The 24,522-nt window shown below is 60.0% G+C and carries 34 protein-coding genes and 1 tRNA gene; 15 read left to right on the top strand and 20 right to left on the bottom strand.

The features are described 5' to 3' along the window. Positions 1 to 432 precede the first annotated feature (432 nt). Genes Q1V60_RS14865 through Q1V60_RS14880 form a run of 4 tightly spaced genes read left to right on the top strand, consistent with a single transcriptional unit; the run spans position 433 to position 2,923 of the window. The gene (locus tag Q1V60_RS14865) at positions 433 to 1,056 is read left to right on the top strand and encodes a hypothetical protein (protein WP_300631609.1); all 624 of its coding nucleotides are present in this window, start codon (positions 433 to 435) and stop codon (positions 1,054 to 1,056) included. Positions 1,057 to 1,067: 11 nt separating this feature from the next. Further along, entirely contained in the window at positions 1,068 to 1,943 is an 876-nt protein-coding gene (locus Q1V60_RS14870; RefSeq protein WP_300631611.1) for a hypothetical protein, read from the top strand. 42 nt (positions 1,944 to 1,985) lie between these two features. After that, positions 1,986 to 2,411 (top strand): structural protein, encoded by a 426-nt coding sequence (locus Q1V60_RS14875; RefSeq protein ID WP_300631613.1) that lies wholly within the window; start codon positions 1,986 to 1,988, stop codon positions 2,409 to 2,411. Next, positions 2,408 to 2,923 (top strand): lysis system i-spanin subunit Rz, encoded by a 516-nt coding sequence (locus Q1V60_RS14880; RefSeq protein ID WP_300631615.1) that lies wholly within the window; start codon positions 2,408 to 2,410, stop codon positions 2,921 to 2,923. Before Q1V60_RS14875 ends, Q1V60_RS14880 begins: the two co-directional genes overlap by 4 nt. Here Q1V60_RS14880 and Q1V60_RS14885 read toward each other — a convergent pair. Next, a complete protein-coding gene (locus Q1V60_RS14885) occupies positions 2,904 to 3,596 on the bottom strand; it encodes an SOS response-associated peptidase family protein (RefSeq protein WP_300631617.1) in 693 nt (230 codons plus the stop codon). The two genes, Q1V60_RS14880 and Q1V60_RS14885, sit on opposite strands and share 20 nt — an antisense overlap. Positions 3,597 to 3,679: 83 nt before the next feature. Here Q1V60_RS14885 and Q1V60_RS14890 point away from each other — a divergent pair, with 83 nt between their 5' ends. Continuing rightward, positions 3,680 to 3,883: a hypothetical protein gene (locus tag Q1V60_RS14890; protein WP_300631619.1), complete on the top strand. Its 204-nt coding sequence runs from the start codon at positions 3,680 to 3,682 to the stop codon at positions 3,881 to 3,883. Here Q1V60_RS14890 and Q1V60_RS14895 read toward each other — a convergent pair. From Q1V60_RS14895 to Q1V60_RS14905, 3 genes are all read right to left on the bottom strand, one after another. Further along, positions 3,862 to 4,584: a hypothetical protein gene (locus Q1V60_RS14895; protein ID WP_300631621.1), complete on the bottom strand. Its 723-nt coding sequence runs from the start codon at positions 4,582 to 4,584 to the stop codon at positions 3,862 to 3,864. The two genes, Q1V60_RS14890 and Q1V60_RS14895, sit on opposite strands and share 22 nt — an antisense overlap. A 90-nt stretch (positions 4,585 to 4,674) precedes the next feature. Further along, positions 4,675 to 4,884, bottom strand: coding sequence for a hypothetical protein (locus Q1V60_RS14900; protein WP_300631623.1), 210 nt, complete (start codon positions 4,882 to 4,884; stop codon positions 4,675 to 4,677). Between the two features lie 162 nt (positions 4,885 to 5,046). Then, positions 5,047 to 5,133, bottom strand: a tRNA-Leu gene (locus tag Q1V60_RS14905). 224 nt (positions 5,134 to 5,357) lie between these two features. Between Q1V60_RS14905 and Q1V60_RS14910 the strand changes: the two genes are divergently transcribed. Beyond that, complete coding sequence (locus Q1V60_RS14910; RefSeq protein WP_300631816.1) at positions 5,358 to 5,834, top strand: hypothetical protein; 477 nt, start codon at positions 5,358 to 5,360, stop codon at positions 5,832 to 5,834. A 92-nt stretch (positions 5,835 to 5,926) separates the two neighbouring features. Further along, positions 5,927 to 6,118, top strand: coding sequence for a DUF2188 domain-containing protein (locus Q1V60_RS14915; protein WP_300631625.1), 192 nt, complete (start codon positions 5,927 to 5,929; stop codon positions 6,116 to 6,118). Between the two features lie 82 nt (positions 6,119 to 6,200). On the opposite strand, the gene Q1V60_RS14920 is transcribed toward Q1V60_RS14915, so the two are convergent. Next, complete coding sequence (locus tag Q1V60_RS14920) at positions 6,201 to 6,728, bottom strand: DinB family protein (RefSeq protein ID WP_300631627.1); 528 nt, start codon at positions 6,726 to 6,728, stop codon at positions 6,201 to 6,203. Between the two features lie 125 nt (positions 6,729 to 6,853). On the opposite strand from Q1V60_RS14920, the gene Q1V60_RS14925 reads away from it, so the two are divergent. Continuing rightward, positions 6,854 to 7,546, top strand: a complete 693-nt coding sequence (locus tag Q1V60_RS14925; RefSeq protein ID WP_300631629.1) for a tellurite resistance TerB family protein — start codon at positions 6,854 to 6,856, stop codon at positions 7,544 to 7,546. A 90-nt stretch (positions 7,547 to 7,636) separates the two neighbouring features. Here the strand turns inward: Q1V60_RS14925 and Q1V60_RS14930 are convergent, their stop codons facing one another. The 4 genes from Q1V60_RS14930 to Q1V60_RS14945 form a co-directional block, all read right to left on the bottom strand. Then, the gene (locus Q1V60_RS14930; RefSeq protein WP_300631631.1) at positions 7,637 to 8,248 is read right to left on the bottom strand and encodes a LysE family transporter; all 612 of its coding nucleotides are present in this window, start codon (positions 8,246 to 8,248) and stop codon (positions 7,637 to 7,639) included. A gap of 102 nt (positions 8,249 to 8,350) precedes the next feature. After that, positions 8,351 to 8,818, bottom strand: coding sequence for an arsenate reductase ArsC (locus Q1V60_RS14935; RefSeq protein WP_300631633.1), 468 nt, complete (start codon positions 8,816 to 8,818; stop codon positions 8,351 to 8,353). Positions 8,819 to 8,830: 12 nt separating this feature from the next. Further along, positions 8,831 to 10,114: an arsenic transporter gene (locus Q1V60_RS14940; protein WP_300631635.1), complete on the bottom strand. Its 1,284-nt coding sequence runs from the start codon at positions 10,112 to 10,114 to the stop codon at positions 8,831 to 8,833. A gap of 19 nt (positions 10,115 to 10,133) precedes the next feature. After that, on the bottom strand, positions 10,134 to 10,331 hold the full coding sequence (locus Q1V60_RS14945) for a hypothetical protein (protein WP_363321065.1): 198 nt from the start codon (positions 10,329 to 10,331) through the stop codon (positions 10,134 to 10,136). 118 nt (positions 10,332 to 10,449) lie between these two features. Here Q1V60_RS14945 and Q1V60_RS14950 point away from each other — a divergent pair, with 118 nt between their 5' ends. The 4 genes from Q1V60_RS14950 (at position 10,450) to Q1V60_RS14965 (ending at position 12,264) form a co-directional block, all read left to right on the top strand. After that, complete coding sequence (locus Q1V60_RS14950) at positions 10,450 to 10,665, top strand: hypothetical protein (RefSeq protein WP_046068240.1); 216 nt, start codon at positions 10,450 to 10,452, stop codon at positions 10,663 to 10,665. Between the two features lie 71 nt (positions 10,666 to 10,736). Further along, positions 10,737 to 11,432 carry an AzlC family ABC transporter permease gene (locus tag Q1V60_RS14955; RefSeq protein ID WP_300631643.1) on the top strand — a complete coding sequence of 232 codons (696 nt, stop codon included), beginning with the start codon at positions 10,737 to 10,739 and terminating at the stop codon, positions 11,430 to 11,432. Continuing rightward, positions 11,429 to 11,740, top strand: coding sequence for an AzlD domain-containing protein (locus Q1V60_RS14960; RefSeq protein WP_300631645.1), 312 nt, complete (start codon positions 11,429 to 11,431; stop codon positions 11,738 to 11,740). The genes Q1V60_RS14955 and Q1V60_RS14960 overlap by 4 nt, the downstream gene beginning before the upstream one ends. 170 nt (positions 11,741 to 11,910) lie before the next feature. Beyond that, positions 11,911 to 12,264 (top strand): hypothetical protein, encoded by a 354-nt coding sequence (locus tag Q1V60_RS14965; protein ID WP_300631647.1) that lies wholly within the window; start codon positions 11,911 to 11,913, stop codon positions 12,262 to 12,264. Between the two features lie 153 nt (positions 12,265 to 12,417). On the opposite strand, the gene Q1V60_RS14970 is transcribed toward Q1V60_RS14965, so the two are convergent. The 11 genes from Q1V60_RS14970 to Q1V60_RS15020 form a co-directional block, all read right to left on the bottom strand. Then, positions 12,418 to 13,122 carry a YoaK family protein gene (locus Q1V60_RS14970; RefSeq protein WP_300631649.1) on the bottom strand — a complete coding sequence of 235 codons (705 nt, stop codon included), beginning with the start codon at positions 13,120 to 13,122 and terminating at the stop codon, positions 12,418 to 12,420. Positions 13,123 to 13,189: 67 nt separating this feature from the next. Further along, complete coding sequence (locus tag Q1V60_RS14975) at positions 13,190 to 14,824, bottom strand: ATP-binding cassette domain-containing protein (RefSeq protein WP_300631651.1); 1,635 nt, start codon at positions 14,822 to 14,824, stop codon at positions 13,190 to 13,192. 124 nt (positions 14,825 to 14,948) lie between these two features. Then, positions 14,949 to 15,998 (bottom strand): DNA topoisomerase IB, encoded by a 1,050-nt coding sequence (locus Q1V60_RS14980; RefSeq protein WP_300631653.1) that lies wholly within the window; start codon positions 15,996 to 15,998, stop codon positions 14,949 to 14,951. Positions 15,999 to 16,072: 74 nt separating this feature from the next. After that, positions 16,073 to 17,152, bottom strand: a complete 1,080-nt coding sequence (gene modC, locus Q1V60_RS14985) for a molybdenum ABC transporter ATP-binding protein (RefSeq protein WP_300631655.1) — start codon at positions 17,150 to 17,152, stop codon at positions 16,073 to 16,075. 5 nt (positions 17,153 to 17,157) lie between these two features. Continuing rightward, the gene (modB, locus tag Q1V60_RS14990) at positions 17,158 to 17,838 is read right to left on the bottom strand and encodes a molybdate ABC transporter permease subunit (RefSeq protein WP_300631657.1); all 681 of its coding nucleotides are present in this window, start codon (positions 17,836 to 17,838) and stop codon (positions 17,158 to 17,160) included. Further along, positions 17,839 to 18,588 carry a molybdate ABC transporter substrate-binding protein gene (modA, locus tag Q1V60_RS14995; RefSeq protein ID WP_300631818.1) on the bottom strand — a complete coding sequence of 250 codons (750 nt, stop codon included), beginning with the start codon at positions 18,586 to 18,588 and terminating at the stop codon, positions 17,839 to 17,841. A 108-nt stretch (positions 18,589 to 18,696) separates the two neighbouring features. Beyond that, entirely contained in the window at positions 18,697 to 19,755 is a 1,059-nt protein-coding gene (locus tag Q1V60_RS15000; protein ID WP_300631659.1) for a nitronate monooxygenase, read from the bottom strand. A gap of 109 nt (positions 19,756 to 19,864) precedes the next feature. Next, a complete protein-coding gene (gene ada, locus Q1V60_RS15005; RefSeq protein ID WP_300631661.1) occupies positions 19,865 to 20,911 on the bottom strand; it encodes a bifunctional DNA-binding transcriptional regulator/O6-methylguanine-DNA methyltransferase Ada in 1,047 nt (348 codons plus the stop codon). Positions 20,912 to 20,986: 75 nt separating this feature from the next. After that, complete coding sequence (alkB, locus tag Q1V60_RS15010; RefSeq protein WP_300631662.1) at positions 20,987 to 21,652, bottom strand: DNA oxidative demethylase AlkB; 666 nt, start codon at positions 21,650 to 21,652, stop codon at positions 20,987 to 20,989. Positions 21,653 to 21,655: 3 nt separating this feature from the next. Next, complete coding sequence (locus tag Q1V60_RS15015; protein ID WP_300631664.1) at positions 21,656 to 21,823, bottom strand: hypothetical protein; 168 nt, start codon at positions 21,821 to 21,823, stop codon at positions 21,656 to 21,658. A gap of 25 nt (positions 21,824 to 21,848) precedes the next feature. Beyond that, positions 21,849 to 22,151: a DUF1883 domain-containing protein gene (locus Q1V60_RS15020; protein ID WP_003173824.1), complete on the bottom strand. Its 303-nt coding sequence runs from the start codon at positions 22,149 to 22,151 to the stop codon at positions 21,849 to 21,851. A 212-nt stretch (positions 22,152 to 22,363) separates the two neighbouring features. On the opposite strand from Q1V60_RS15020, the gene Q1V60_RS15025 reads away from it, so the two are divergent. The 3 genes from Q1V60_RS15025 to Q1V60_RS15035 all read left to right on the top strand — a co-directional run bounded on the left by Q1V60_RS15025 (position 22,364) and on the right by Q1V60_RS15035 (position 24,468). Next, positions 22,364 to 22,714: a hypothetical protein gene (locus Q1V60_RS15025; RefSeq protein ID WP_124362974.1), complete on the top strand. Its 351-nt coding sequence runs from the start codon at positions 22,364 to 22,366 to the stop codon at positions 22,712 to 22,714. Positions 22,715 to 22,900: 186 nt separating this feature from the next. Further along, positions 22,901 to 23,560 carry a c-type cytochrome gene (locus Q1V60_RS15030; protein WP_300631680.1) on the top strand — a complete coding sequence of 220 codons (660 nt, stop codon included), beginning with the start codon at positions 22,901 to 22,903 and terminating at the stop codon, positions 23,558 to 23,560. Further along, entirely contained in the window at positions 23,557 to 24,468 is a 912-nt protein-coding gene (locus Q1V60_RS15035) for a c-type cytochrome (protein ID WP_300631682.1), read from the top strand. The genes Q1V60_RS15030 and Q1V60_RS15035 overlap by 4 nt, the downstream gene beginning before the upstream one ends. Positions 24,469 to 24,522: the final 54 nt, after the last annotated feature.

The raw sequence follows: 24,522 nt of genomic DNA on the forward strand, positions 1-24,522 counted from the left end.
TGTACAAATCGGAGATCTCACCGAATGAGTTCTGGAATGCGTGTTTGGGATAGCGCGGGACGACTCCAGCTTGATGAAACGTCTTTCACAATGCGAGTTGTGTATTCGGCCGTTATATCGCCATCAACTTGGGGTGCTGCTAAATATCTTGATATAGCGGTTGCTGGTATCACGCCTCAAAATGCAGCGGCTTTCCCTACGCCAATCGGCGCGGTCGGCACATTCAATAACGCTCAAGTTGAGCCCGAGATCTTGAATGGAGTGGTAAGGGTGTGGAGAACTATTCGTGGAGACCCTTATGGAAACTCAGCGCTTACAAGCTTTCAGCAGCGACTGGTAGTCGTGAGGTTCAAGTAAATGGCAGACTCGTACGGCTTACTTTTTACTGCTGGCGACGATAATAGGGTGGTGGTTGATTCGGAGTTCTCTCGGATGTCCACCCTATACAAAGGAACCTACGTCGCCAATGAATCAAGTGGCTCATCATCGCTTACGTTGTTTCCAGCCGCAATAACTACGCAAGAACAGCCACTCGTATTCATCCGCCCGAACAGCGTTAACGGCATCATAGGCATGAGCAACCTAGAAATCTTGGGGTCTCCAGGAAATTGGACTGGCTTTAGGGTTAGGCAATTCAACTTGCACACGATCCAGCCGAACGGGCGCTGGTTTGTCGCCAACTTTGTGACGCAGCCGATTGCCTCGTATGGCGCGCGATTTTGGAATTCCTCAGGGACTCCAATATTTGACTCTGCATCCCCGCCCGCTATTTTTGTTAGGTCAAGCAATAACTGGACGTACACGGGGAATGGTCAGGACGGACAGGGGCAGTCGATTAGCTATTTCAGCGCACCTTTCAATATGGCGGAAGATGAATACTTCATGATCAACAATTTCGTCATGTCTGCCGTTGCCGGATCATCTGGCATAGGAACGAGGCAAATAGCAGCTATGTGGGATTACCCATCAAGGCTGATCAGGATCGGTCTTATAACGAATTCTGGTAACACCGTTTCGACCGGATTAACAGTTATGGTTGGAAAAACCATCCAATAAGGAATGTTTTTATGGCACGGCAAGAAATCAATATCGGTACAGCGCCTACAGGTGCTGGAGGCGATACCACGCGTAGTGGCGCGGTAAAGATCAACGCCATGACGTCAGAACTATATGCACGCACCAATAACATGGGTACTGCGGCCTATTTAAATGCTGGTTCGGCTGTTGGCAATGTAATGCTAACTGGCGATAGGGCTTCACCCCTCACCAGCACCATTAACACATGGGGTAATTCATTTCAGATATGGAACAACACTACAGCAGGTTTCCCTGAAGCGAATCAATCAGGAACGATAATTAACACTGCCTGGCCGGATGGAAATTACGGCGCTCAAATCTTGATGTCGTTTAGTGGGAAAATGTTTTTCCGGTCTGGCAGTTACGCCACCGCGCTTATGCGTGAGGTCTACCACACGGGAAACACGATCAGAGGATCTGGCGGTGCGCTTTCAGCAGCGTCCCCAATCGTGCGCATTGCGAACGTTGCCGCCACCGAACGACGAGACCTCCAAGAGCAAACATTTGAGCCAGCTGGTGATTGGGGCGTTGCTAACGATCAAGCCCAGGGTGTTGTCGTTGAACGACTGAGCGTAGGGGTCTATAGCCTGACAGGCAGTCTCGGGCTTGCTCTAGAGGGGTGGCGTACGCACGACCCAAGCTCGCCTGATGGTGGGCGCACGCTCGGAGTAACCGACAGCGCCCAAGCTGAGGACGGGTCTGTCGTGATTCGTCTCTTCAAGCAACGCTGGACGCTTTCCGAAGATGGCGAGATGGTGCCAGGTCGCGGCGCGCCAATGGATGTTCCCCTGAACAGCTGGATCGACGTCCGTCTTGAAATGCCGAATATTGAAACGCCACCACCAATGGCCGTAACCGAAGAATAGCAGCCCGCCACCGAGCGGGCTTTTTTACGCCTGGAGAAAAGTATGCCGACTACCGAAACCCGCGGGGTACGCAACAACAACCCCGGCAACATCGATTACAACTCGGCAAACCAGTGGCAGGGCCAGCTCAAGCCTGACCCTGCAATCGAAAAACGCTTTGCTAGGTTCGACACCCCGGAGAATGGCATCCGCGCCCTGGGCAAGCTGTTACTGACCTACCAGCGCAAGCACGGCCTGAAGACCGTGAAGGCAATCATCAACCGCTGGGCGCCGTCGGTGGAGAATGACACCGCCGCGTACGTGCGCGCAGTTGAGGCGAACACCGGTACCCGGCCTGGCGCCGAGGTCGATCTGAACCGCCCCGCAGTAATGTCTGGCTTCGTCAAGGCGATCATCCACCACGAGAACGCAGGCTATGCCTACCCTGATGCGGTGCTGGCCGAAGGCGTGCGGCGGGCACTGGCATGACGCCGGTTCAGAGGCTGGCCGGACTGGTCGTGCTGATCCTGGCGCTGATGGCGTCTTCCGCCGGCGCGGCCTGGCAGATTCAGGACTGGCGAATGGGCGAAAAGCTGGCTGAGCAGGCCGGCTTGCACAAGGATGACCTGAACAGGATCAGCATGGCCGCCGCCGCCCAGGCAAGCGCCGAGCAGGACAAGCGCCTGGCCACCGAGCAGCAGCTCGCCATCCTGGACCAACAACACACCAAGGAATTGACCGATGCTCAACGCAACCAGGCTCGCCTGCGTGACCAGCTTGCTACTGCTGATGTCCGGCTGTCAGTCCTCCTTGCCGAGGATCCAGCCAGTGGCTGCAACATGCCTTCCGCCACCGGCGCCGCCGGCGTGGTTCATGCAGCCCGTCGAGCCCAACTTGACCCAGCGCATGCTCAACGAATTATTGCCATCACCGACGACGGGGACAACGCAATAATCGCCTTGCGCGCGTGCCAGGCTTACGTCAGAGCAGTGGCGCGCTGATCGGCCGGATTAGCTCAGGGCCTTTGTTCCGCACGTTGCCCACGGCCGTGTCGACCTTAAACCACTCAAATACTTCTGACGGCTCGCCCTGGTGCAGCACCATCTGCTCGGCGCGCTCCTTTGGCGTTGCCGGATCCAACCATTCTTTGGCCAGGTCCGGCGGCAGCACTACGGGCCGCCGATCGTGAATGTCCACCATGCCGCCGGCACTGTCGGCGGTGATGATCACAAAACCGTCATGCTCGCCTGGGCCTTCATCGACATCCGGTAGTTGGCCGATGGCAGCACAGAATATCGGTGCACCATCCCGCCGGCGGATCAGGTAGGGCTGCTTCTTGGTGCCGCCTTCATCCACCCACTCAAACCAATTGTCGACAGGCGTGATTGCCCGGTGCGGCCAGATTGCCCGGAAGAAGGGGCCGTGGGCGACTTTCTCCACGCGTGCATTGATCGGCGCGGCGCGGTCCTTGGCCCAGTGTGGTCGCCATCCCCAACGCACGGGATCAGCGTGTAGCAGATCTTCCTGTAGGTGGAGCAGGGCGACTTGGGTTGTCGGGGCGACGTTGTAGCGCCCGATCGGCGAATCACCCACGGAGTTCGCCAATGCATTGGGCATGCTCAGCGCCGCTACAAAGTCGTGGATGCCGCTGTATTGAGAAAGTCTGCCGCACATACGCATCTCCGCTTGTCAAATTCTGTGAGCAGCCGAGCCCTGGCCACTGTCTAGCTTCTAGACACCGGAAAGGGAGATCCGTCATGACTATACAAAAAGCGAGGGATGTGGACGCTGGTGCCGGGCTCCGCAAATCGACCTCATTCTTTTCGGCGACGCCCGAAGAAAGATACGAATTCCGTATCCTTATTGCTGAGTACTTAACACAGCGCCGCCTTATCAACGAAGGCGAGCGGCGCGAATTGGTTGAGGAAGCGGCTGCAGCCTACGCCGATGAGCTTGGCTGACCTGAGTACCTCGGTAGAAAGCCGCAGCCTATACAGGCGTGGCAGCCTTCCCGAAGTTTGAAGTTATCCAGACAGGCGCCACACTTGACGAAGTGAGCGGACAATATCAATAGACGGGCTTTTCGATAGGTATCGAAGTCGTGATTCTCCAAGGCTACCTGGGCGCGATCCACCAGCGCCCGGTAGCAATCAGGGTCTCCAATGCTTGGATAAACCGCCCCGTTAATGTTTTGTGCGAACTGCACCAGGTCGTAAGCTTCTCCACGTGCAGAATTCAGGACTAATCCATCCAAGGGCCATGGCTTGCCACCGTGACGAAACTCTAACCTTGCGCCGGCGCCATCGAAAAATACCTTGCCGTCGAACCCGTCCGCTCCTGGGCCCTCCGCGGAATAGTAGGTATTGGCAATAATCTGACCGACACATGATCCATCGCTCCGCATCACCCGGTAGTGCCCGCCATACAGGTAGCCGACATCCCCCGTTACCAGTTCCTCCACGGCGTGCCAATAGGCGGCATTGGCCAGCTCATCCATCTCCATTTTTTCTGCCTGATCAATGACGCCCTCGGCAAGCATGTCGCGTGTTTCCCAGTGGCACAGAACCCTATACGCCTCAGGATGCGCCATGCGGTGATCATGATCATCGAGCATCTTTTGCCACTTGGCGGTCCAGGCTGTTTTGAGTTCTGCAGGAGACATAAGTGTGATTCGCGCGATTACTGTATGTGCGTACAGTAATCGAGGTTCGCTTGAGACGCGATTTAGGGCGACGAGCTGCAGGAGCGCCGACTATTCCGACTCCATCAGAACGGCGAGAGTCATTTTGATGAACTCTTCGTTGTGACCGATTGTGAAGAGCGCGCCGCGCACGTTATCCGCCACTTCAGCGGAGCCTCGCTGCTCCACCCAATTCGACAGTTCCATGATTGAGGCCTCGAGGGCGAGTTGGTTTTCGTAGAGTTTGGCTAGTAGGGAAGGGATCAGGTCAGAATTCGGCATCGTTGTTCCTCCGTGGAGTGGACAGCGTAGCAGGCAAATTATGGAGTTGGGAGATAGGTTGGCAGAACGCCGGCGGAGGGGAATTGCGGAGCGGGGTCTAGAATTGCGGAGCAAAAAAAGTAAGGGCCTGCTCAGGTTTCCCCGGCAAGCCCTTGATATCTATGGTGCCCGAACCCGGAATCGAACCGGGACGCCCTTACGAGCGGGGGATTTTAAGTCCCATGCGTCTACCAGTTTCGCCATTCGGGCGGTAGCGCGGTGCAGCAGGGTTGCGAATATATAGACCCGGGCGCTCGCGCGCAACCTCAATGCACGCTTTCGTGCACAAACAAGCCTATGAAAAAACCTGCAAGATCAGTGATCTACACGGCCTTCCAGATTGATCCAAAGGTATCGACCCGGCCCCGGAACAAGTTCTCCGAATCAGAGTCATAGCGATATGCCATCCCGGCAGTTCGTTAAGGAATCAGTTGATGCTCAAGGTCCGTATGCATTCTTGGATGATGGCTGCAGGCATGGTGGGGTTGTTGAGTGCTGCGGTGGTCGGCCCCGCGCAGGCCGCAAGCGCGGCGCGGTGGGGGGATTTCAATGCGTCGGGCGCAGATGTGTTGGCCGGCGCCTCGATGGATGCGGGCCTTGGGTATGTGTTGAAACCGACGAAGATTTCAATCAGGGATATAGAGGCGCTTCAAGAGCGGCAAAAAAGTAGCGACAGCGAACTGCAGAATCTCAAGAGCAAGGTGGAGGGCCAGGACCGCGCTTTCGACGAGTTCAAGCGCAAGGACGGTTCCAGCACCAGCAGCAGCGACAGCCAGATTACCAGCCTGAAACGTGCGCTGGATGAGCAGAAAAACACGATAGACCGGCAGAAGGGCGAGATCGACGGTTTGAAGCGCAGCCTGGATGATTTGAAGCGCAGTGTGGAGACGTTGAGCAGCAAGGTGAAGTGATGCGTCGTCGCGACACACGGTCGGTCGCTGCGCCGGCGGCGGGTGTAAGGTTGGGGCGCAACGCTTGGAAATCTCAGGAAACGGAGGTGACTATGAGCGCTTCATTACTGAAAAAGCTGCATCTGAACGGGTATGACATCGTGCAGGTCAATTACGGACCGTGGCGGGTGTGTACCCGGAAGAACCGGTTGGCGTCCTTCAATTCCCGCGAGCAGGCGCTGGCCTATGCCGCCACACTGCCGACGCATAGGGCGCGCGCCAGGCCGGTGTCCAACGATGCATGAATGAGGGTGGCGAGAGCCAGTGTGGGAGGGCGTTAGCGCCCTCCCTATTTATTTTGGGCCGCCTGAAAGGTTGATGCTGTATCTAGTCAATCAGCATCACCAGGTCGGTATCGCCCACGTCCACACCGGCTTGACTCAACAGTGTGGTCACTTGTCCGCGATGGTGAGTCTGGTGGTTGAAGAAATGCACCAGCAGGCCGAAGAACGGTTTTTCAGCGGCCGCGCCGCGCATGTTGTGGTAGCGCAAATGCTGGTCCAAATCCGGCTCCTGCAGGCTGTCGGCCCAGTTGAGGATAAGTTGATCCAACCAGGCGCGATGGGCCGAGAGTTCACGGATGTCTGCAAAAGCCAATTGCTTGAGGTCGCCGGGTGTGGTGATGGCGCTTAAGGGGGCCAGCGCGGAAAAACCTGCCGGGTGCTCGGCAAAGCGCTTGAGCCAGACCGTGTCGCCCAGCGCCAAGTGATTCAGGGTGCCGAGGATCGAACCGAAAAACGCTCGCCGGTCGGCAACCAACGCCGCGTCTGTCAGCGTGCCGGCGGCTTCGTAAACTTTGCGATTCATCCACTGGTTGTAGTTGGCCATCAACGCAATCTGCTCAATGCGGTTCACCGATGCATCCTCCCAAATGGCGTGATCACGCCGTCATAAAGCTTGCCCGCCCGGCGGTCGTGGTGTTCCATCACGGGCGGACTAAAGTTGAATTAACGCCACTATGCGCCTTGGAGGGCGACATCATGACTACCAGCGATCTACTGGAACAACTGTTGCGCGGCGCAGGGCAAGGCGGCGCTTCCTCGGGTGGCGGTTTGGGCGGCCTGCTTGGTGGGCTGCTCAAAGGCACCAGCGCCGGCAATGCTTCGGCCGGTGGCGGCCTGGGCGGTCTATTAGGTGGCCTGGGTGGCATGTTGAGCGGTGGCGCGGCAACGCGTCCGGCGCAAGGGCGCGCCGGTGGTATGAACTATGCCGCGTTGGCTTCTCTCGGGATGATGGCTTACAAGGCGTATCAGGCCTGGCAGAGCCAGCAGGCGAGCCAGCCGCAGCAAGCTTTCCAGACGGCGGACCAGCTCTCTGGGGCGCAAATCGAAGCGCACAGCCATGCCGTATTGTGCGCGCTGATCGCTGCCGCCAAGGCCGATGGCCGGATTGATGAGAAAGAGCAGCAGCTGATTTCCAATGAGCTGGGCAAGCATACTGACGACCCGCAATTGCAGCAGTGGCTCGACGCTGAAGTCGCCAAGCCTCTGGATGCTGCGGATTTCGCTGAGTTGGCTTCCGACCCGGCGTTGGCCGCCGAGGTGTATCTGGCCAGCGTCATGGTGGTCGATGACCAGCAGGATGCCGAGCGCAATTACCTGGACGATCTGGCGGGTCAGTTGCAAATCGATCCGCAGTTGCAACTGCACCTTGAGCAGCAGACCAAGGCCTGAAGCCTCAGGCGCGGCCTTCCTGGCTGTAGCGCTCGGCGATCAGCGTGAGTAGCAAAGCGTCCGGCCGGATAAGGGATAGCCGATATGACTTCAAATACCCTGCGCCGCGAGAATGGCCAAATAAATCAATACCACGCCGCAGACGCCATAGCTGATGCGTTGCCACATCGGCGAAGCATTCTTGCGCAGCACGTTGACCAGCGCGGCCGTTAGAAAGCAGGACAGTACCGACGCCAGCATGAAGCCGGCAAAAAACATCAGGGTTTGCCCATGGCTCGGGGTGCTGCCGACGATGCCCGACAACGCGCTGCCCAGGGCGCCCCAATAAACGATGTTCTTCGGGTTGGCCAGGGAGATCGCCGCGCCCACCGCGAGTGCGTTTTTAGCGGAGCTGGCGGGGGCGCTGTCGATTTGCGGTAACTGCCAGGCATCGATCAAGCTGCGGATGCCGAGCCAGGCCAGGTACAGCGCGCAGATCACCGTCAACGGCACGCGCACCGCGTCATGCTGGATCAACAGCGCGATGCCTGTCAGCCCGATCACCGCCCAGACCGCGTCGCCAACCAGCGAGCCAACCTGCACCAGCAGAGCCGGAGTGAAACCGTGGAGCAAGCCTCGGCGCAGGGTCTCGGCGAGCACTGCGCCGGGAGAGAGGCAAAACACAAAACCGAAAACCAGCGCGTAGAAGAAAATTGTCAGCATGCCCGCATCCTTCCGAGAAAGTGCGCGAGCATACGTCAGTGCCCGGATGGGTATCCAGAGGGATATAACGCTGGGACGGGTTCGCCTTGCGGACCCGAGCGGCTAGCAGGCGATGCGGTCAAGTTCAGCCTTTAATTGAGCAGGGCTGAGGCGGACAAAGGACAGGGCGAAGAATGCCTGGCACCGGTGCGTAATGATGTCCAGCGTCGCACTGAACGCGGCGTCCACGCGGGCTTCATCGCCGTGGACATCCGACGGGTCCTCCAGGCCCCAGTGGGATTTTACGCACGGTCCGAAATACACCGGGCAGGCTTCACCCGCAGCGTTGTCGCACACGGTGATCACCACGTCCGGCGGGCTACCTTCAAAAGCATTATTGCCCTTGCTGTACAAGCCTTCGGTGCTGATGCCCGCCGCTTGCAGCGTACTCAGGCTACGCGGCAGCACCTGGCCTTTGGGGAAACTGCCGGAGCTGATCGCCTCAAAGCCTGGCGGGGCGAGGTGATTGAACACCGCTTCGGACAAAATGCTGCGGCAGCTGTTGGCGGTACACATGAACATCACTTTCATGACGGCATTCCTTTAGAGGCTCAGGCGCAAGGCGAGGGCGGCGAGGGTGACCAACAGCACCGGCACGGTCAGCACGATCCCGACCTTGAAGTAGTAACCCCAGGTGATGGTGATGCCTTTGCGTGCAAGGATATGCAGCCACAGCAAGGTGGCCAGGCTGCCGATCGGGGTGATTTTCGGGCCCAGGTCGCTGCCGATCACGTTGGCGTAGATCATCGCGTCCCTGACCACCCCCACGGCATGGCTGGACTCGATGGAGAGCGCGCCGATCAACACCGTCGGCAAGTTATTCATCGCCGAGGACAACAGCGCGGTCAGTACGCCTGTGCCCATGGCCGCGCCCCATACGCCATAGCCGGCGAAGGTGTCGAGCCAGGTGGCCAGGTAGTCGGTCAGGCCGGCATTGCGCAAGCCGTACACCACCAGGTACATGCCCAGGGAAAAGACCACGATCTGCCACGGTGCGTCTTTCAGTACTTTGCGCGTGGAGATCTTGTGGCCCTTCGCGGCAATCACCAGCAACAGCACGGCGCATACCGCGGAAATCGCACTGATGGGAATGCCCAGCGGTTCCAGCGCGAAGCAGCCCACCAGCAAAATACCCAGTACCCACCAGCCGGCGCGAAAAGTCGCACGGTCGTGGATGGCATTGGCGGGTTGTTCCAGGTCGGCGGGGTCGTAGGCCTGCGGAATATCGCGGCGGAAAAACCAGAGCAGCACCGCCAGGGTCGCGGCGACGCTGACCAGGTTCACCGGCACCATCACCGCGGCGTATTCGTTGAAGCCGATCTTGAAATAGTCCGCCGAGACGATGTTCACCAGGTTCGACACCACCAGCGGCAGGCTCGCTGTGTCGGCGATGAAACCTGCGCCCATGACGAAAGCCAGCGTCGCCGCCGGTGAAAAGCGCAGCGCCAGCAGCATCGACATCACGATGGGGGTGAGGATCAAGGCCGCGCCGTCATTGGCGAACAATGCCGACACCAGCGCGCCCAGCAGCACCATATAGGCAAACAATCGACGGCCCCGGCCACGGCCCCAGCGCGCTACATGCAACGCGGTCCAGGCGAAGAACCCGGCTTCATCCAGCAACAGGCTGATGATGATCAACGCGACAAAGGTGCCGGTGGCGTTCCAGATGATGTGCCACACCACCGGAATATCCGCCAGGCTGATCACCCCGCAAGCCAGGGCCAGGATCGCGCCCAGTGTGGCGCTCCAGCCGACGCCCAGGCCCTTGGGCTGCCAGATCACCAGCACGATTGTAACGAGGAAAATCGCAATTGCGACAAGCATGAATTAACGCTCCGATGGCTCAGCCGGTGCTGGCCCGTTGTGGTGTGTCGCCCATTGCATCCCGACGCAGCGCACCGTGTTGCAAGCAGGGCCGGCTTTCATCCAAGGCATGGATCAGTTCGCCTGAGTAAAGTTCGCGCTCGCGCTGGATTAATAGCGTCAGTCGCGCTTGAACGGCATCGGCCAGGCATTTGATCAGCACAGCCACGTAAGTCAAATCCTGATTTGGTTTGACGTGGATCAACTGCCCCACGCTCAACCACAAGTGATTGAAATTAAACTGAAACATGAATGTCCTAAAGTGCCTGCCCATTGCTGATGAAGGAAGATCCCGCGTGACCCGAGCCACTCGTAACCTGCGCAAGACCCTGGATTCCGTCGCGGAAAATAACGAAACCGCGGCGTTCGATCTGATGCGCGCCGTCGAAAAGCTCGGCGATGAGGTGCTGCGCCAGCGCCTGCTCAACACCATTCACCGGTTGAACCAGGACGCCTACGAATTGCGCGAAGCACGCGACTCGGTGGAGTTGGTTTCGGTAAAGCTGGCCTGAGCAAGATCGTTCAAGACACGCGCCCGAGTGCGCCGGCATGCTTGTCGACTGTCTGTCGATGAGCCCAGTCCATGTCTATTGCCCTACCTCATGACGCGTTCACGCGTGGCGCAATCGCTGTCATTCCGTTATCCCTGGCTTGTGCCCCCTGGGGGTTGCTCGCCGGTTCAATGGCCATCGATGCGCAGTTCACCCCGCTGCAAGCCCAGGGGTTGTCCGCCATCGTATTTGCCGGTGCCGCTCAATTGGTGGCGATCGGCATGGTCAAAAGTGGCGCCAGCCTGATCTCCATTGTGCTGACCACCTTGTTGCTGACCTCCCAACATTTGCTTTACGGCATGCACATGCGCCCGACGCTGTCCTCGCTCAACGCCCGCTGGCGCATAAGCCTGGGCTTTCTGTTGACCGACGAGTTCTTCGCCCTGGTCAACCACTATGACCGCCAAACCTTCAACCGCTGGTATGCCCTGGGCGTCGGGCTGACGTTTTATATCATCTGGAACCTGTTCACCCTGGCTGGCATTGTGCTGGGCAAAAGCATTCCCGGGCTGGACCAGTTGGGGCTGGAGTTTTCGATTGCCGCGACCTTTATCGCTCTGATCACGCCGGTGGTGCGCGACGTGCCGACGGTGGTATGCGTCGCCGTCTCGTTGTTGTGCTCGGTGTGGCTGAGTTACCTGCACTGGGAATCGGCGGTGGTGGTTTCCGGCGTGTTGGGGATGAGCGCCGGGTTTGCCTGCAAGCGCCTGGGGGCAGGGCTGCGATGATCTACCTGATGATTGTGGCCATGGCACTGGTGGTATTTTTCAATCGCTACCTGTTTATCGAACCGCGCCTGCCGGTGCGGCTCAGTCGTGGTGTGCGTGAGTTCCTCGGGTTCGCGGTGCCGGGCATGCTCACCGCTATTTGCGGGCCGATTATTTTCCTCGCCGACCACCAGCTCAACCTGAGCCCGAGCAACCCCTATTTGCTGGCCGGGATCTGCGCCGTGGCGCTGATGGCTTACACGCGCAGCGTGCTGGTCACTGTGCTGTCGAGCATGGCGTTGTTCTATCTGCTGCGCTGGTGGTTCTGAGCCGCAGGCGAAAAAAAGCCCGCGGGAGGGCGGGCAGAAGGGAGACTTCTAAAAATGAGCCCGGCCACTATAGGCGGCCGGTTTTGCCTTCACAGTGAAACAAAGTTCATGGGCACGTCAGTTGGCGGCGGCGCAATGGTAGAGTCACGTTTTTCCAAGGAAGTACAGGCATGCACAAAGTGTTTATAGGCGCATTGATACTGGCAACACTGGCCGGTTGCGCGGGTTCGAAGATGAAAGAGGCGCGCGCGGGCAGCCCCTACAAGACCATGGCGTCGGACAAGGCTACTCTGGTGGTTGCCCAATGCATCCAGTACGGCTGGCAGGATGAAAGCGTGTTTGGCGTTGATGCCGGCGGGTTCAAGGAGGCCACCGAGGCAGGTGGCTTCACGGTGTACACCACGGGTGGGGACTACTTTGTGGATGTGCTGAGTACGGGCGCCGGTTCTACCGTCAAGTATTACGCCGCACAAGACACGATGCCCGCCAAGCGCCGTTTGGCTGCACTTGCCACTTGTCTGTAATACCTTGCCTTAGTTCTATTCGCAGTTGCCCGGTGGGACAGCCGTCGGGCATTGGCTTATTATTCACCCGCTCGCCCGACGTGATGGCTCTTTACCGGTACACGGATGTCGAGGCCGAAACGTCGGGCGGGCACCTTTTTAAAGCCACGGTGTTCAACGTGGCATGAAGCCTAACTGCCAGCGCCGGGGAATCGCCAGGGTCGCCAGCCCCAACAACCCCGCCAGCGCACCGCTGACCCACAGGGCGCGCAGGCCGATCTGCTGCTCCAGCAGCGCCCCAATCACCGCACCCACAAACATCCCTGCCCACGGTATCAGCTGCATGCGCCAGCCATTGCGGCGCTCGCCCAACAACCAGCGGCCCAGCCCGCGACCAAAACGCGAGAGCGCCCCAGTCACATAGGTGAGGCCCACCGGTACCCCGTTCACTTGCTCGACGGCTGCGTTGAGCATGCCCATCGCGACAATCGCCGCCAACAGGGCGGGCAATGTATCGGCCCATGGCAGCAAGGCTGCGCCGCAGAGCAGGGCGCCGATGCTCAGTAACAAGGGCAGCGCATGCCGCCTGCTCACGCGGCTGACAATCACGCCCAACGCGTTGCCGACAATGAAGGTGGCGACAAGCAATACCAAGCGCCCGGTCAGGCCGAGGTCGCCCGCACTGATCGCGACCGCCAGGCGCGTGGTGTTGCCGCTCATGAACGAGACAAAGTCGCCGCTGGCCATGAAACCGATTGCATCGGTCATGCCCGCCAGCACCGACAACCCGGCCACCAGCATCAAGCCCACGCGTCCACGCCAGCGCTGACGATGGGCGAGCGCCGCATTGGCGTAAGGTTTGGCGGGCGAAGGCAGCATGGGGCCGGTTTCCAGTGAGGTTATCCGGCCACTACCCTAGGGCGCTTTGCGAGTGCGCGCAATCACCTCACACAGATGTCAGGCGCCAACCCGTGCTGTGCCAGCTCAGATAATGGCTTGGCTCGATTGCCTGCAAGAACGCCTCATCGTGGGACACCGTCACCATCGCTCCGGTAAATCCCTTCAAGGCCTGCTCAAAGGCAATCACCGTTTCCAGGTCCAGGTGGTTGGTCGGCTCATCCAACAGCAACAGTTGTGCCGGTGCCCCGCGCCACAAAGCGAGCGCCATCGCCGCTTTCAGACGCTCGCCACCGCTGAGCTGCCCCACTGGTTGGGTCACCCGCATGGCGTCCAGTTGCAGCAAGGCCAGGCGCGTGCGCAGTTCGGCTTCGGCCAGCGGTGTGTCGAGCAGGTTGAGCTGTTCCACAATGCTGCGCCGGTCGTCGAGTAGCGTCAGATGCTGGTCGATATACGCGCAGGACACCGGTACCGCGCACGTGCCACTCACGGCTTGCGATTGCCCGGCCAGCAGCTTGAGCAAAGTGGATTTGCCGCAGCCGTTCGGCCCGCGCACCGCCACCCGCAGAGGGCCGGTCAGGTCAAGGGTCAGGTAGGTTGAAGGTGCAAGGGGGTCCAGCCAGGGCAACTGCGCCTGTTGCAGGCTCACGACCTGGCGCCCGTTGGACACCGCCGAACCCGGTAAGGCCAAAAAGGTTGGCGTGTCGTCCACCACACGCTCGTAGGCCTGGCGCACCTGCGCCTCGAGTTTGTCTTTGTGATCGCGATGGGCGCTGCCCAGCGTACTGACGATTTGCGTGGCCGCACCTTTCCATCGCGCTCGGGTGAACCGATCGACGTTGGCGGTCTCGGCATATTTGCGTGAGCGCGCCGCGTTGTGCTGCAGGCTGTCATGCGCCTTTTGCAAGCGTCGACGTTCGCGGCGGCGTTGCTCACGGGCGAACTCCCACGCTGCGATGGCCGCTTGCTGGTGCGTGTCGCGTTGCTGAAGATAGGCATCGTAGTTGCCGCCATAAACCTGCGCACCCAACGGCGAAAGTTCGATAATCCGGCCCATGGCATTAAGCAACTGCCGATCATGGCTGACCACCACCAGGCCACCGCGCCAATTGCCCAATTGCTCCAGCAGCCAAGCGCGCCCGAGGCTGTCGAGGTGGTTGCTGGGCTCGTCGAGGATCAGTAGTTGCGGCGCCGCCAGCAATGCGCCGATCAGCGCGACCCTGGCCAATTGACCACCGCTGAGCTGATCAGCCCGAGAAGCCGCGCCGAGTGCTGCCAGCCCCGCCGCATCCAGGGCCGCGCGCAGGCGTTCGGCAAGATCCCAGCGATCATCGATCAGTTCCAGGTCACCGGCCAAGCCTGCGCCCTGAGCCATGCGTTCAAGGGCGTCCAGGCACTGGGCGGTGCCGGTGAGGTCGGCGACGGTTGCACTCGGCCGAACCACCACGGCCTGGGGAACGTAGGCCACATGGGCGGGTGCCTTCAGCGCACCGGAGGAGGGAAGCAGGATACCGGCCATCAATTGCGCCAGGACACTTTTGCCGCGCCCGTTGCGGCCGACGATGCCGGTAGGCGTCTGGTCGATGGAGAAATTGAGGTCTTCCAGCAAGGTTTCGCCATTGGCGAACTGGAAACACAGGTGTTGCAGGGAAACAAGCGCGGGCAGCCGGTTGACGTGAGTCATCAGCACCTCCAGGAAAATGTCGAACAGGCCAACAAGCGCGCCAGGCGGCTCGTTGCAGATACATTTTGGAAGGCTTAGTTGTTCACGTCGGCAATCGTCCCGTGAGTCAGAAGGGAGGCAGAGGCTAACCCACCTTGGCCTGCTCGGGCAAGCGTGCGACCAGTTGCTCAAGGAACATGGCCAGGGCGACTTCTTCGGCTTTCAGGCCCTTGCGCACCCGTGGCTTGGGCAGCTTCGACAACTCGCCCAGGCTGAAATGCTCAAGCACGGCCGGGTGGATGTAGCACTTGCGGCACACCGCCGGCGTATTGCCCAGTTGCCGGGCGACGTCCTTGACCATCGCCACGACATGCCGTTTGGCGTCGGACTCCGGTTGCCATTCCAATTCGCGCAACACCGCCAACGCCATCGCCGTGCCGGCCCAGGTGCGGTAGTCCTTGGCGGTGAAATCCTCGCCGGTCAGGCTATGCAGGTAAGCGTTGACGTCCTGGGAGCTGATGGTATGGCGCTCACCGTTTTCGTCCAGGTACTGGAACAGGTTCTGTCCGGGCAGCTCCATGCAGCGCTTGACCACATTGGCCAGGCGCCGATCCTTGACGCTGATTTGATGCTCCACGCCGCTCTTGCCACGAAACTGGAATTTTATTTCGCTGCCCTTGATGTCCACGTGTCGGGTGCGCAGGGTGGTCAGGCCGTAGGATTTATTATCGCGAGCGTACTGAGTATTGCCGACGCGGATCAGCGTGGCATCGAGCAACATCACTACCGTGGCCAGCACCTTTTCGCGGGTGAACCCGGGCTCGGCGATCTGCGCTTCCAGTTGTCTGCGCAACTTGGGCAAGGCATTGCCGAACGCTTGCAGCCGTGCGTACTTGTCGCTGTCGCGCACTTCGCGCCAGCGCGTGTGGTAGCGGTACTGCTTGCGGCCACGGGCATCGCGGCCGGTGGCTTGCAAGTGGCCGCGCGGGTCGGCGCAAATCCACACATCGGTGTAGGCGGGCGGTACCGCCAGGGCATTCAGGCGCTTGATTTCATCGGCATCGGTGATGCGCTCGCCGTCGGGGCCGAAATACTGAAACTTGCCGCGTAGCTTTTTGCGGCGGATTCCGGGTTGGGTGTCGTCAACATAATGCAGGTCGCGGGGCAAATCGGCGGGCAGCGAAGAGTCGGGCATTTGCAGGTTCCTTGGCAACGGATCAGGCCGGTATCTCTGATTGACCGCGTCGCCATGCGGTGGTGCCAAATGGTTTAGGCCAGCACCGCCACCGCCTTGATTTGCGCCCACACTACCTGCCCAGGCTGCACGTTCAGTTGGTCCCGCGAGAACCGTGTGATGCGTGCCAGCAACGGCGTGCCACCGGCATCCAGGCGCACCAGCGCGTGGGCGCTGTTATCCGCCGCGACGTCCTGGATGACCGTCACCGGCAAGCGATTAAGGATGCTGCTGTGCTCTTGCGCCTGGCGGCTGAGGCTTACGTCCCGTGCCTGAATCTTCACCCGCAGCTGTTTGCCCAAGGCCATCGGCGTGTGGGCAACGCGTATTTGCAGCGGGCAACCCGGCAGTTGCAGGGTGAGCAACTGGTAGTGATCATCGTAGGCAACCACGCTGCCAGTGACGACCACACCGGCATCGTCGCCCCGCGCCAGGGGCAAATCGAGCCGCGCCAGGGTTTCACCGATTGGCCCGCTCGCCAGGGCCTGGCCCTCGCTGAGCAAGACGAGGTGGTCGGCCAGCCGCGCCACTTCGTCCTGGGCGTGGCTGACGTACAGCACCGGGATATCCAGCTCGTCGTGCAGGCGTTCAAGGTAAGGCAGGATCTCGTTCTTGCGCTGGCTGTCGAGGGCCGCCAGAGGCTCATCCATCAGCAGTAATTGAGGGCTGGTGAGCAATGCGCGGGCGATGCCGACGCGCTGGCGCTCCCCACCGGACAGGTGTTGCGGATAGCGCTCCAGCAGGTGAGCGATACCCAGCAACTCAGTGGCGTGGGCCATCTCCACGCGCCGCTGCATGCGCGGAATGCGCTTGAGGCCGAACGCCAGATTGGCGCGCACCGACAGATGCGCAAACAGGCTCGCCTCCTGGAATACGTAGCCCAAGGCGCGTTTATGCGGCGGCACGAACAGCCTGTTACGGCTGTCTTGCCAGACTTCATCGTTGATCTGCACAAAGCCGTCATCGGCGCGCTCCAAACCGGCGATACAGCGCAGGCAGGTGGTCTTGCCGGAGCCGGATGGGCCGTAAAGCGCGGTGACGCCGCGGCCGGGCAATTGCAGCTCAACGTCCAATGCAAAGCCTGGGTACTTCAGGTGCAGGCGTACTTCCATCATCGCGATCAGCTCCAGCCCATTTTGGTTTTACGGCTGGAATAGAGCGCCAGCAACACGAGGAACGCGAACACCACCATCGCGCCGGCAAGCCAGTGGGCCTGAGCATATTCCATGGCTTCGACGTGGTCGTAGATTTGCACCGAAACCACCCGGGTCTTGTCCGGGATATTGCCGCCGATCATCAGCACCACGCCGAACTCGCCGACGGTGTGGGCGAAACCCAGGATCGACGCGGTAACAAAGCCTGGGCGAGCGAGGGGCAGGATCACCGTGAAAAACGTGTCCCAGGGACTGGCGCGCAAGGTCGCGGCCACTTCCAGCGGGCGCGTGCCGATGGCGGAGAACGCATTCTGCAAGGGCTGTACGACGAAGGGCATGGAGTAGATCACCGAGCCGATCACCAGCCCGGCGAAGCTGAAGGTGAGGGTGCCCAGGCCCAACCACTGGGTGAACTGGCCGAAATAGCCATTGGGGCCCATGGCCAACAGCAGGTAAAAACCGATGACCGTCGGCGGCAACACCAAGGGCAACGCGACGATTGCGCCTAGGGGGCCGCGCCACCACGAACGGGTGCGCGACAGCCACAGGGCGATTGGCGTACCGATCACCAACAGGATCACCGTGGTCAGCGACGCCAGCTTGACCGTCAACCAGATTGCGGCGAGATCGTCGCTCGTCAGAGGCATTTACAACTCATAACCGTAGGATTTGATAACCGCAGCAGCCTTCGGCCCTTTCAGGTAGTCCATGAGGGCCTTGGCGGCGGCGCTGTCTTTGCCTTTATTGAGGATCACGGCGTCTTGTTTGATCGGGTCGTGCATGGAAGACGGCACGATCCACGCCGAACCGCTGGACACTTTGCCGTCCTTGTAGATCTGTGACAACGCCACAAAGCCCAACTCGGCGTTACCGGTGGACACGAACTGATACGCCTGGGTGATGTTCTGGCCCTCGACGATCTTGGCCTTGACCTTGTCGGTCAGGCCTTCCCTGGCCAGCACTTGAGTGGCGGCCAGGCCGTAGGGCGCGGCTTTCGGGTTGGCGATGGACAGGTGCCGGAATGCATTGCGCTTGAGCACATCACCATTGGCATCCACGTAGCCTTCTTTTGCCGACCACAGGGCCAGGGTGCCAACCGCGTAGGTGAAGCGCGAACCTTTGACGGTCTCGCCTTCGGCCTCAAGTTTTTGCACGGTGCTGTCATCGGCACTGAGGAACACCTGGAACGGCGCGCCATTCCTGATCTGGGTATAGAACTGACCGGTGGCGCCGTAGGCCGCCACCAGCGTGTGACCGGTGTCTTTCTCGAAATCGGCGGCAATCGCCTGGATCGGCGCGGTAAAGTTGGCGGCGACGGCCACTTGCACCTCATCGGCATGCACTGAGCCCAAGGCAAAGACGGCAAACAGGGGGGCCAGACGCGAGGCGCGGATCATCATGAAGCAACTCCTGAAGGGTGTACGGCTTATTACCGCTATGTACGGGAATATATAGCGGTTGCCTGCTGCCGGTACAGTGCGAAGTTGCTCAAGGTGCTGATTCGCTTAGCGCAATTTGGCCAACGTCTGCTCAGCCAGATCACGGGTCAGGTCATACGTTGAACGTTCGCACCCCAAACGCAAGGCCTGGCCTGCCCACAGGTTGCTGAAACCCGCTTCGTCCTTGGCCTTGAGCGGCATCAGCGCACCACCGGCCCTTGGAAACGCCGGTGCAGCGGGGTTGATCGCGCCCAGCTCACGCATCACGCGATTAACAATGCCCCGCGCCGGGCGACCGGTGAACAGGTTGGTGAGGGCCGTTTCGCTGGCCTGGGCATGTCGCAAGGCCTGGTGATGGGAGGCGCTGACGCTGGCTTCGGGGGTGAACAGATACGCCGTGCCGATCTGCACCGCCGAGGCGCCCAAGGCAAACGCCGCGACCATCCCGCGCGAATCTGCGATACCGCCGGCCGCGATCACCGGCACGCTGACGGCGTCAACGATTTGCGGCAGCAGCGCCAGCAGTCCGATCTGGCTGTTGAGGTCGTCGCTGAGAAACATACCGCGATGCCCACCCGCTTCAATGCCCATTGCAATAATGGCGTCGCAGCCATTTTCTTCCAGCCAGACCGCTTCCTCGACCGTCGTGGCCGATGACAGCACTTTGGCGCCGGTGGCTTTTACCCGGTCCAGCAAGGTTTTTTCCGGCAGCCCAAAGTGAAAACTCACCACTTCAGGGCGGTAGGTTTCAATCACTTCACACGCCGCTTCATTGAAGGGAGCACGGTTCGATACCGGGGTCGGCGCCTCAAAATTGGCACCCAATTCACGGTAGTAGGGTTCCAGCAACGCTTTCCAATGGCGGTCGCGGCCCTCATCGTCTTCAGGCGCCTGATGACAGAAAAAGTTGACATTGAGGGGGCGGGCATCGGCTTGGCGAATGACGGTGAGCGCCTCGCGCAGTTGCTCGATGCTCAGCGCCGCTGCGGGCATGGAGCCTAGCGCGCCGGCCCGGCAGGCGGCAATCACCATGGCGGTGGTGGTCGCGCCCGCCATAGGGGCCTGGATGATGGGCAGGCCGATGCCCAGCAGGTCAAGAATGCGTGTGTCTGGCCAGGTGCTCATGGGAGGCGTCTCCAGCGTCAGTGAGGCTTTTCGCTGTTTTAGCAGGGGCCTTGGCGCCCGGCCAGTCTGTTTTATTCACTGGACGAGGGGAGTGCTTTGTGCGACGCGTTCAGCCCGGCGTTTCCCGCTCCAGCAATGTGCGCTTGCGTTCCACGCCCCAGCGGTAGCCGGACATGGCGCCATCGCTGCGCACAACGCGATGGCAGGGGATCGCCACCGCCAGGTGGTTGGCGCCACAGGCCTGGGCCACGGCGCGAAAGGCGGTAGGCGCGCCAATGCGTTGGGCAATCTGCGCGTAGCTGGCCGTGCTGCCCACCGGAATGTCCCGCAGCGCCTGCCATACCCGCTCCTGGAAGGCCGTGCCGCGTAAATCCAGCGGCAGATCCAGGCCCAGGGCAGGGGCTTCGATAAAGCCCACGACTTGGGCGACCAACTGTTCGAAATCCCGATCCGCGCCAACCAGTTCAGCGTTGGGAAATTGGTCCTGCAGGTCCCGCACCAATGTGTCCGGATCGTCGCCCAGCAAAATCGCGCACACACCGCGCTGGCTCTGCGCCACCAGAATCGCCCCCAGCGAGCATTGGCCCACGGCGAAACGAATCAGGTTATTGGCACCGCCGGCCTTGTAATCCTGCGGCTTCATGCCAAGCAATTGATCCGCAGCCTCATAAAAACGGCTGTTGGAATTGAAGCCGGCGTCGTACAGCGCATCGGTCACCGACTGCTGCGCCTTAAGGCCGTCACGTACCTTGCGCGAGCGCAGGGCGCTGGCGTAACCCTTGGGCGTGAGGCCGGTGATGGTTTTGAACACGCGGTGGAAATGGAACGAACTCAAGCCGGCCCGGCGGGCGAGGGCCTCCAGGCTTGGTGGCGTTTCGGCCTGTTCTATCTGGCGACACGCGTCCGCGACCAATTGGCCATGGTGGGCGGCCAACTGGGTCTGGTCTCCGGCGGCGCGTCGGCTGGGGCGATAACCCGCAGCTTCGGCTTGCGCCGGGGTGTCGAAGAATTCGATATTTTCAGGGCGCGGCAAACGTGAGGCGCTGCTGGGGCGGCAGTACACACCGGTGGTTTTCACGCCGTACACAAACAGTCCATCGGCCGTGGCGTCACGGGCGATGATAGCGGCCCAGCGTGGGTCTAGCGGGTTGTTCATGGCCAACACTCTTGGACGGTCATCGGCAGATTAACCCTGCGAGCCACGCCCGGCACTCCGAAGCTTGCGGTCAAATCAGCCGGCGGTGCGAAAGGTCAGGTTGATGCGCTGCGGTCCCATGATTGGGTGCACGCCTTCCTTGATGGGCATCACCCCGTGGTAGCGCAAACGATCCACGCCTCCCCAAACCACCACATCACCGTGGAACAGCGAAACCTTTTGCGCTTTGTCGTTGCGCTGATGGCCGCCGAACAGAAAAATCGCCGGCAGGCCGAAGGACACAGAAACTACCGGCGCGTCATAGCGCCGCTCGTTTTTGTCCTGATGCAGAGACATTTTCGCGCCGGGCACATAACGGTTGATCAGACAGGCATCTGGCGAGAAGTCGCTGAACCCTGCGGCGTTTGCCGCCGACACGGCCAGTTCGCGCAAGGCGTCAGGCATCGCCGGCCAAGGTTGCTGGCTACGCGGGTCGACAGGGCTGTAGCGATAGCCGGTCGTGTCGGTAGTCCAGCCCAGCTCGCCGCAACTGCTCAGCGCGGCCGACATGGTAAAGCCACCGGGCGTGACCATCTGCCGAAACGGCGATTGGGCCAGGACACGCCGCAACTCAGGCAATAAACGTTCAACCCAGGGGAGGGCGTAGCTCCTTAGAACGTAGGAATCTTCGCCAATCTGTTCGCGCCTTGCAGGTTGCTGCAGGGCGTCATCGGCGAACAGGTCAACGGTAGGCCCTGGCATGGCTTACAACGCCTTGCTCACGTTGATGATGGTAATTTCGTCGCCTGATTCGTGGGTTTTCGCCAGGGATTGCTTGGCTTCCTCGACGCTATTGCTGGTCAGTTGGGCAAATTCGAAGCGAAGTTCGCCGTTGAGCTTGTATTTGATGACGTATTTGGTCGTGGTGTTCACAGCTTTTTTCCTTGCGATGTTCGAGTCAGCTCAGCTTGGTGCTGGTGCGACGAACGATACGAATTTTGTGGGACAACGCTGGTTTGCGGGTAACGCTGATGGCGCGGCGCGTAACCACATCGAGGGTAATGTTCCAGAAACCGGTGCTGGGCGCGGTGATTTTCGCCGGGAATTTGTCGAATGCGCCGCCGTGGTAGGTATGGCGACCACCGTTCTTGAAGCTGCGGAAATTCGCATCGCTCATCAGACGAATATTACAGGTCTGCGAGCATTCGATGACGACAATGTCCCCCTCGTTAAGGTGCTCACGCTGATGGATAAATTTCATGGGGTGTCTCCAGAAGGGCTTTTTCTGAAAAATCAGAACGATACGTAGGTTAAGATGGAGTTTATCAGCCCCAGCGCGTTTATTATCGCGTCGTCGTCGACGACTTCGACAATTTAAAACAGTTATTTACCCAGTTTTCAGAGATAAATCCTACATTGGAGGGAGAAATTTCCTGTGCCCGCTGTCGTAGGGTCTTTATCGGAGGTTTTAGTATGAAGTGGAGTGTGTTGGTGCTGGCCTTGGCGATAGGTGGGTGTGCTTCGGTTGCAGATATCAAGCAGACCCCACCCACATTGGTGGTCATTTCCGGGAAGAAGCCGCAGGAATATGCGGCGTGTGTAGTGCGCAAGTTGGAGGCGACACGTCGTCCACCACAAATCGAACGTCATAAAGAGGGTTTTCAAGTGATCGTGCCGCAGAAGTTCTCGGCCGATCCGTCGGCGATCTTCGAAATCGAAGACCGCTCCAGCGGTAGCAGCATCAAACTCTATGAGAGCATGTCCAACGTGCCAATTCGGCCGGGCGATGTGAAGAAAGCCGGGGAAGATTGCATTTCGGGTTAAGCCAACGCGAAAGCCCACGCACTGAATCCGATAAAAGCCCCACCCAGTAGAAACGAGCGCGCTCGCTTCTACTGGGTGGGGCTTTTTTGCGCGTTGTCGAAAGTTGTAGCGAGTGCCCAATTCCCATACCATCTGCATGGTTATATATTTATTGCCTAAGCTTATAACTATAAAGATGGAGCTGTGATGATGTCTCTGGAACGAGCACGAGCACGAGCACTGGTGGGAGGCGCGTTGTTGCTGCTGGTGGGTGACGCCTACGCGCTTGACGGCAACAAGATTTTTACCCAAGGCGGTTCGCAGCCGGGTGCGATGGCCTGTGTCGCGTGCCATGGCGCCGACGGGCTGGGAGTTGCCGCGGCTGGCTTCCCCAGGCTGGCCGGTTTGCCAGCGCAATACGTGCGCAGGCAATTGGCGGACTTCGCCAGCGGAGCGCGAAGTAATCCGGTGATGCAGCCATTGGCAAGCGCGCTCACCGATGCGGAAATCGTGGCGCTAAGCGATGCCGTGGCAGCGATGCCGGCTCCGGTAACCGCTGTGGTGCCCCGTAGTGAAATGCCTGCCAATCCGATACAGAAGCTGGCCCTGCAAGGCGCGTGGGAGCGGCAGATCCCCGCTTGCGTCAGTTGTCACGGCCCTGCTGGTATCGGCGTAGGGGACGCGTTCCCACCGTTGGCCGGCCAGCCCGCTGCTTATCTGGCAGCGCAATTGAGCGCCTGGCAGAGCGGCACGCGGCGCAATGATCCAAACGACCTGATGGGGCACATCGCCAAAGCGCTGACCCCGGATGAGGTGCAGGGCGTGGCTCACTACTTCGCCTCATTGCCCTTGGAGGCCAAGCCATGAAAACGATCATGTTTATGGGAATGCTGATTGCGTTGCCCGTCCATGCCGCAACGATCGCCATGGAAGACCAATCGCAATTGCAGGCCGCAAAGCATTCCGATGCCGTTGCCTTCCAACCCCCTCAGGAAAGCGAATTGCCCGACAATGCCTACGGCAAGCTGGTCAGGCAGGGTTACGGCTTGTTCGTGGACACCAAGCGCCTGGCGCCGCAATTTGTCGGTAACGGGCTCAACTGCAGCAACTGCCACCTCGATCAAGGCCGCATGGCTAACTCGGCGCCATTGTGGGGCGCGTACCCCATGTACCCGGCCTATCGAAAGAAGAACGACAAGGTCAATACCTTTGCCGAGCGCTTGCAGGGCTGTTTTCAGTTCAGCATGAACGGCGGTACCCCTCCGGCGGCGGACAGCCCAGAAATCACCGCGTTGTCGGTTTATGCCTACTGGCTCTCCAGCAAAGCACCCTTGGGGGTTGAATTACCGGGGCGCGGCTATCCCGATGTGGCGCAGCCGGCCAACGGCTACGACCTGGCCCAAGGTGCACAGGTATACAAAGGGCAGTGCGCCGTCTGCCATGGCGCCGAAGGGCAAGGGCAGAAAGCTGGCGAGGGGTATGTCATGCCGCCCTTGTGGGGTAAGGATTCCTACAATTGGGGGGCAGGCATGCATCGGATCAACACGGCAGCGTCCTTCATTAAACACAACATGCCGTTGGGCAAGGTCGGCAGCTTGAGCGATCAGCAGGCATGGGATGTCGCGGCGTACATCAACAGCCACGAGCGCCCCCAGGATCCGAGGCTGATTGAAGGGTCGGTAGAGAAGACCCGCATCAAGTTTCACGCCAATGATGGGGTCAATCTCTATGGTCAAACGGTGGACGGCGTGTTGATCGGGCAAGGCATCCGTTAAACTGGCGGCCACTGTATACGACAATGCCGCTCAAACACTGGGTCTGAGCGGCAT

Origin of the sequence: Pseudomonas sp., assembly GCF_030147005.1 — a bacterium.
In the GTDB taxonomy this organism is placed as follows: domain Bacteria; phylum Pseudomonadota; class Gammaproteobacteria; order Pseudomonadales; family Pseudomonadaceae; genus Aquipseudomonas.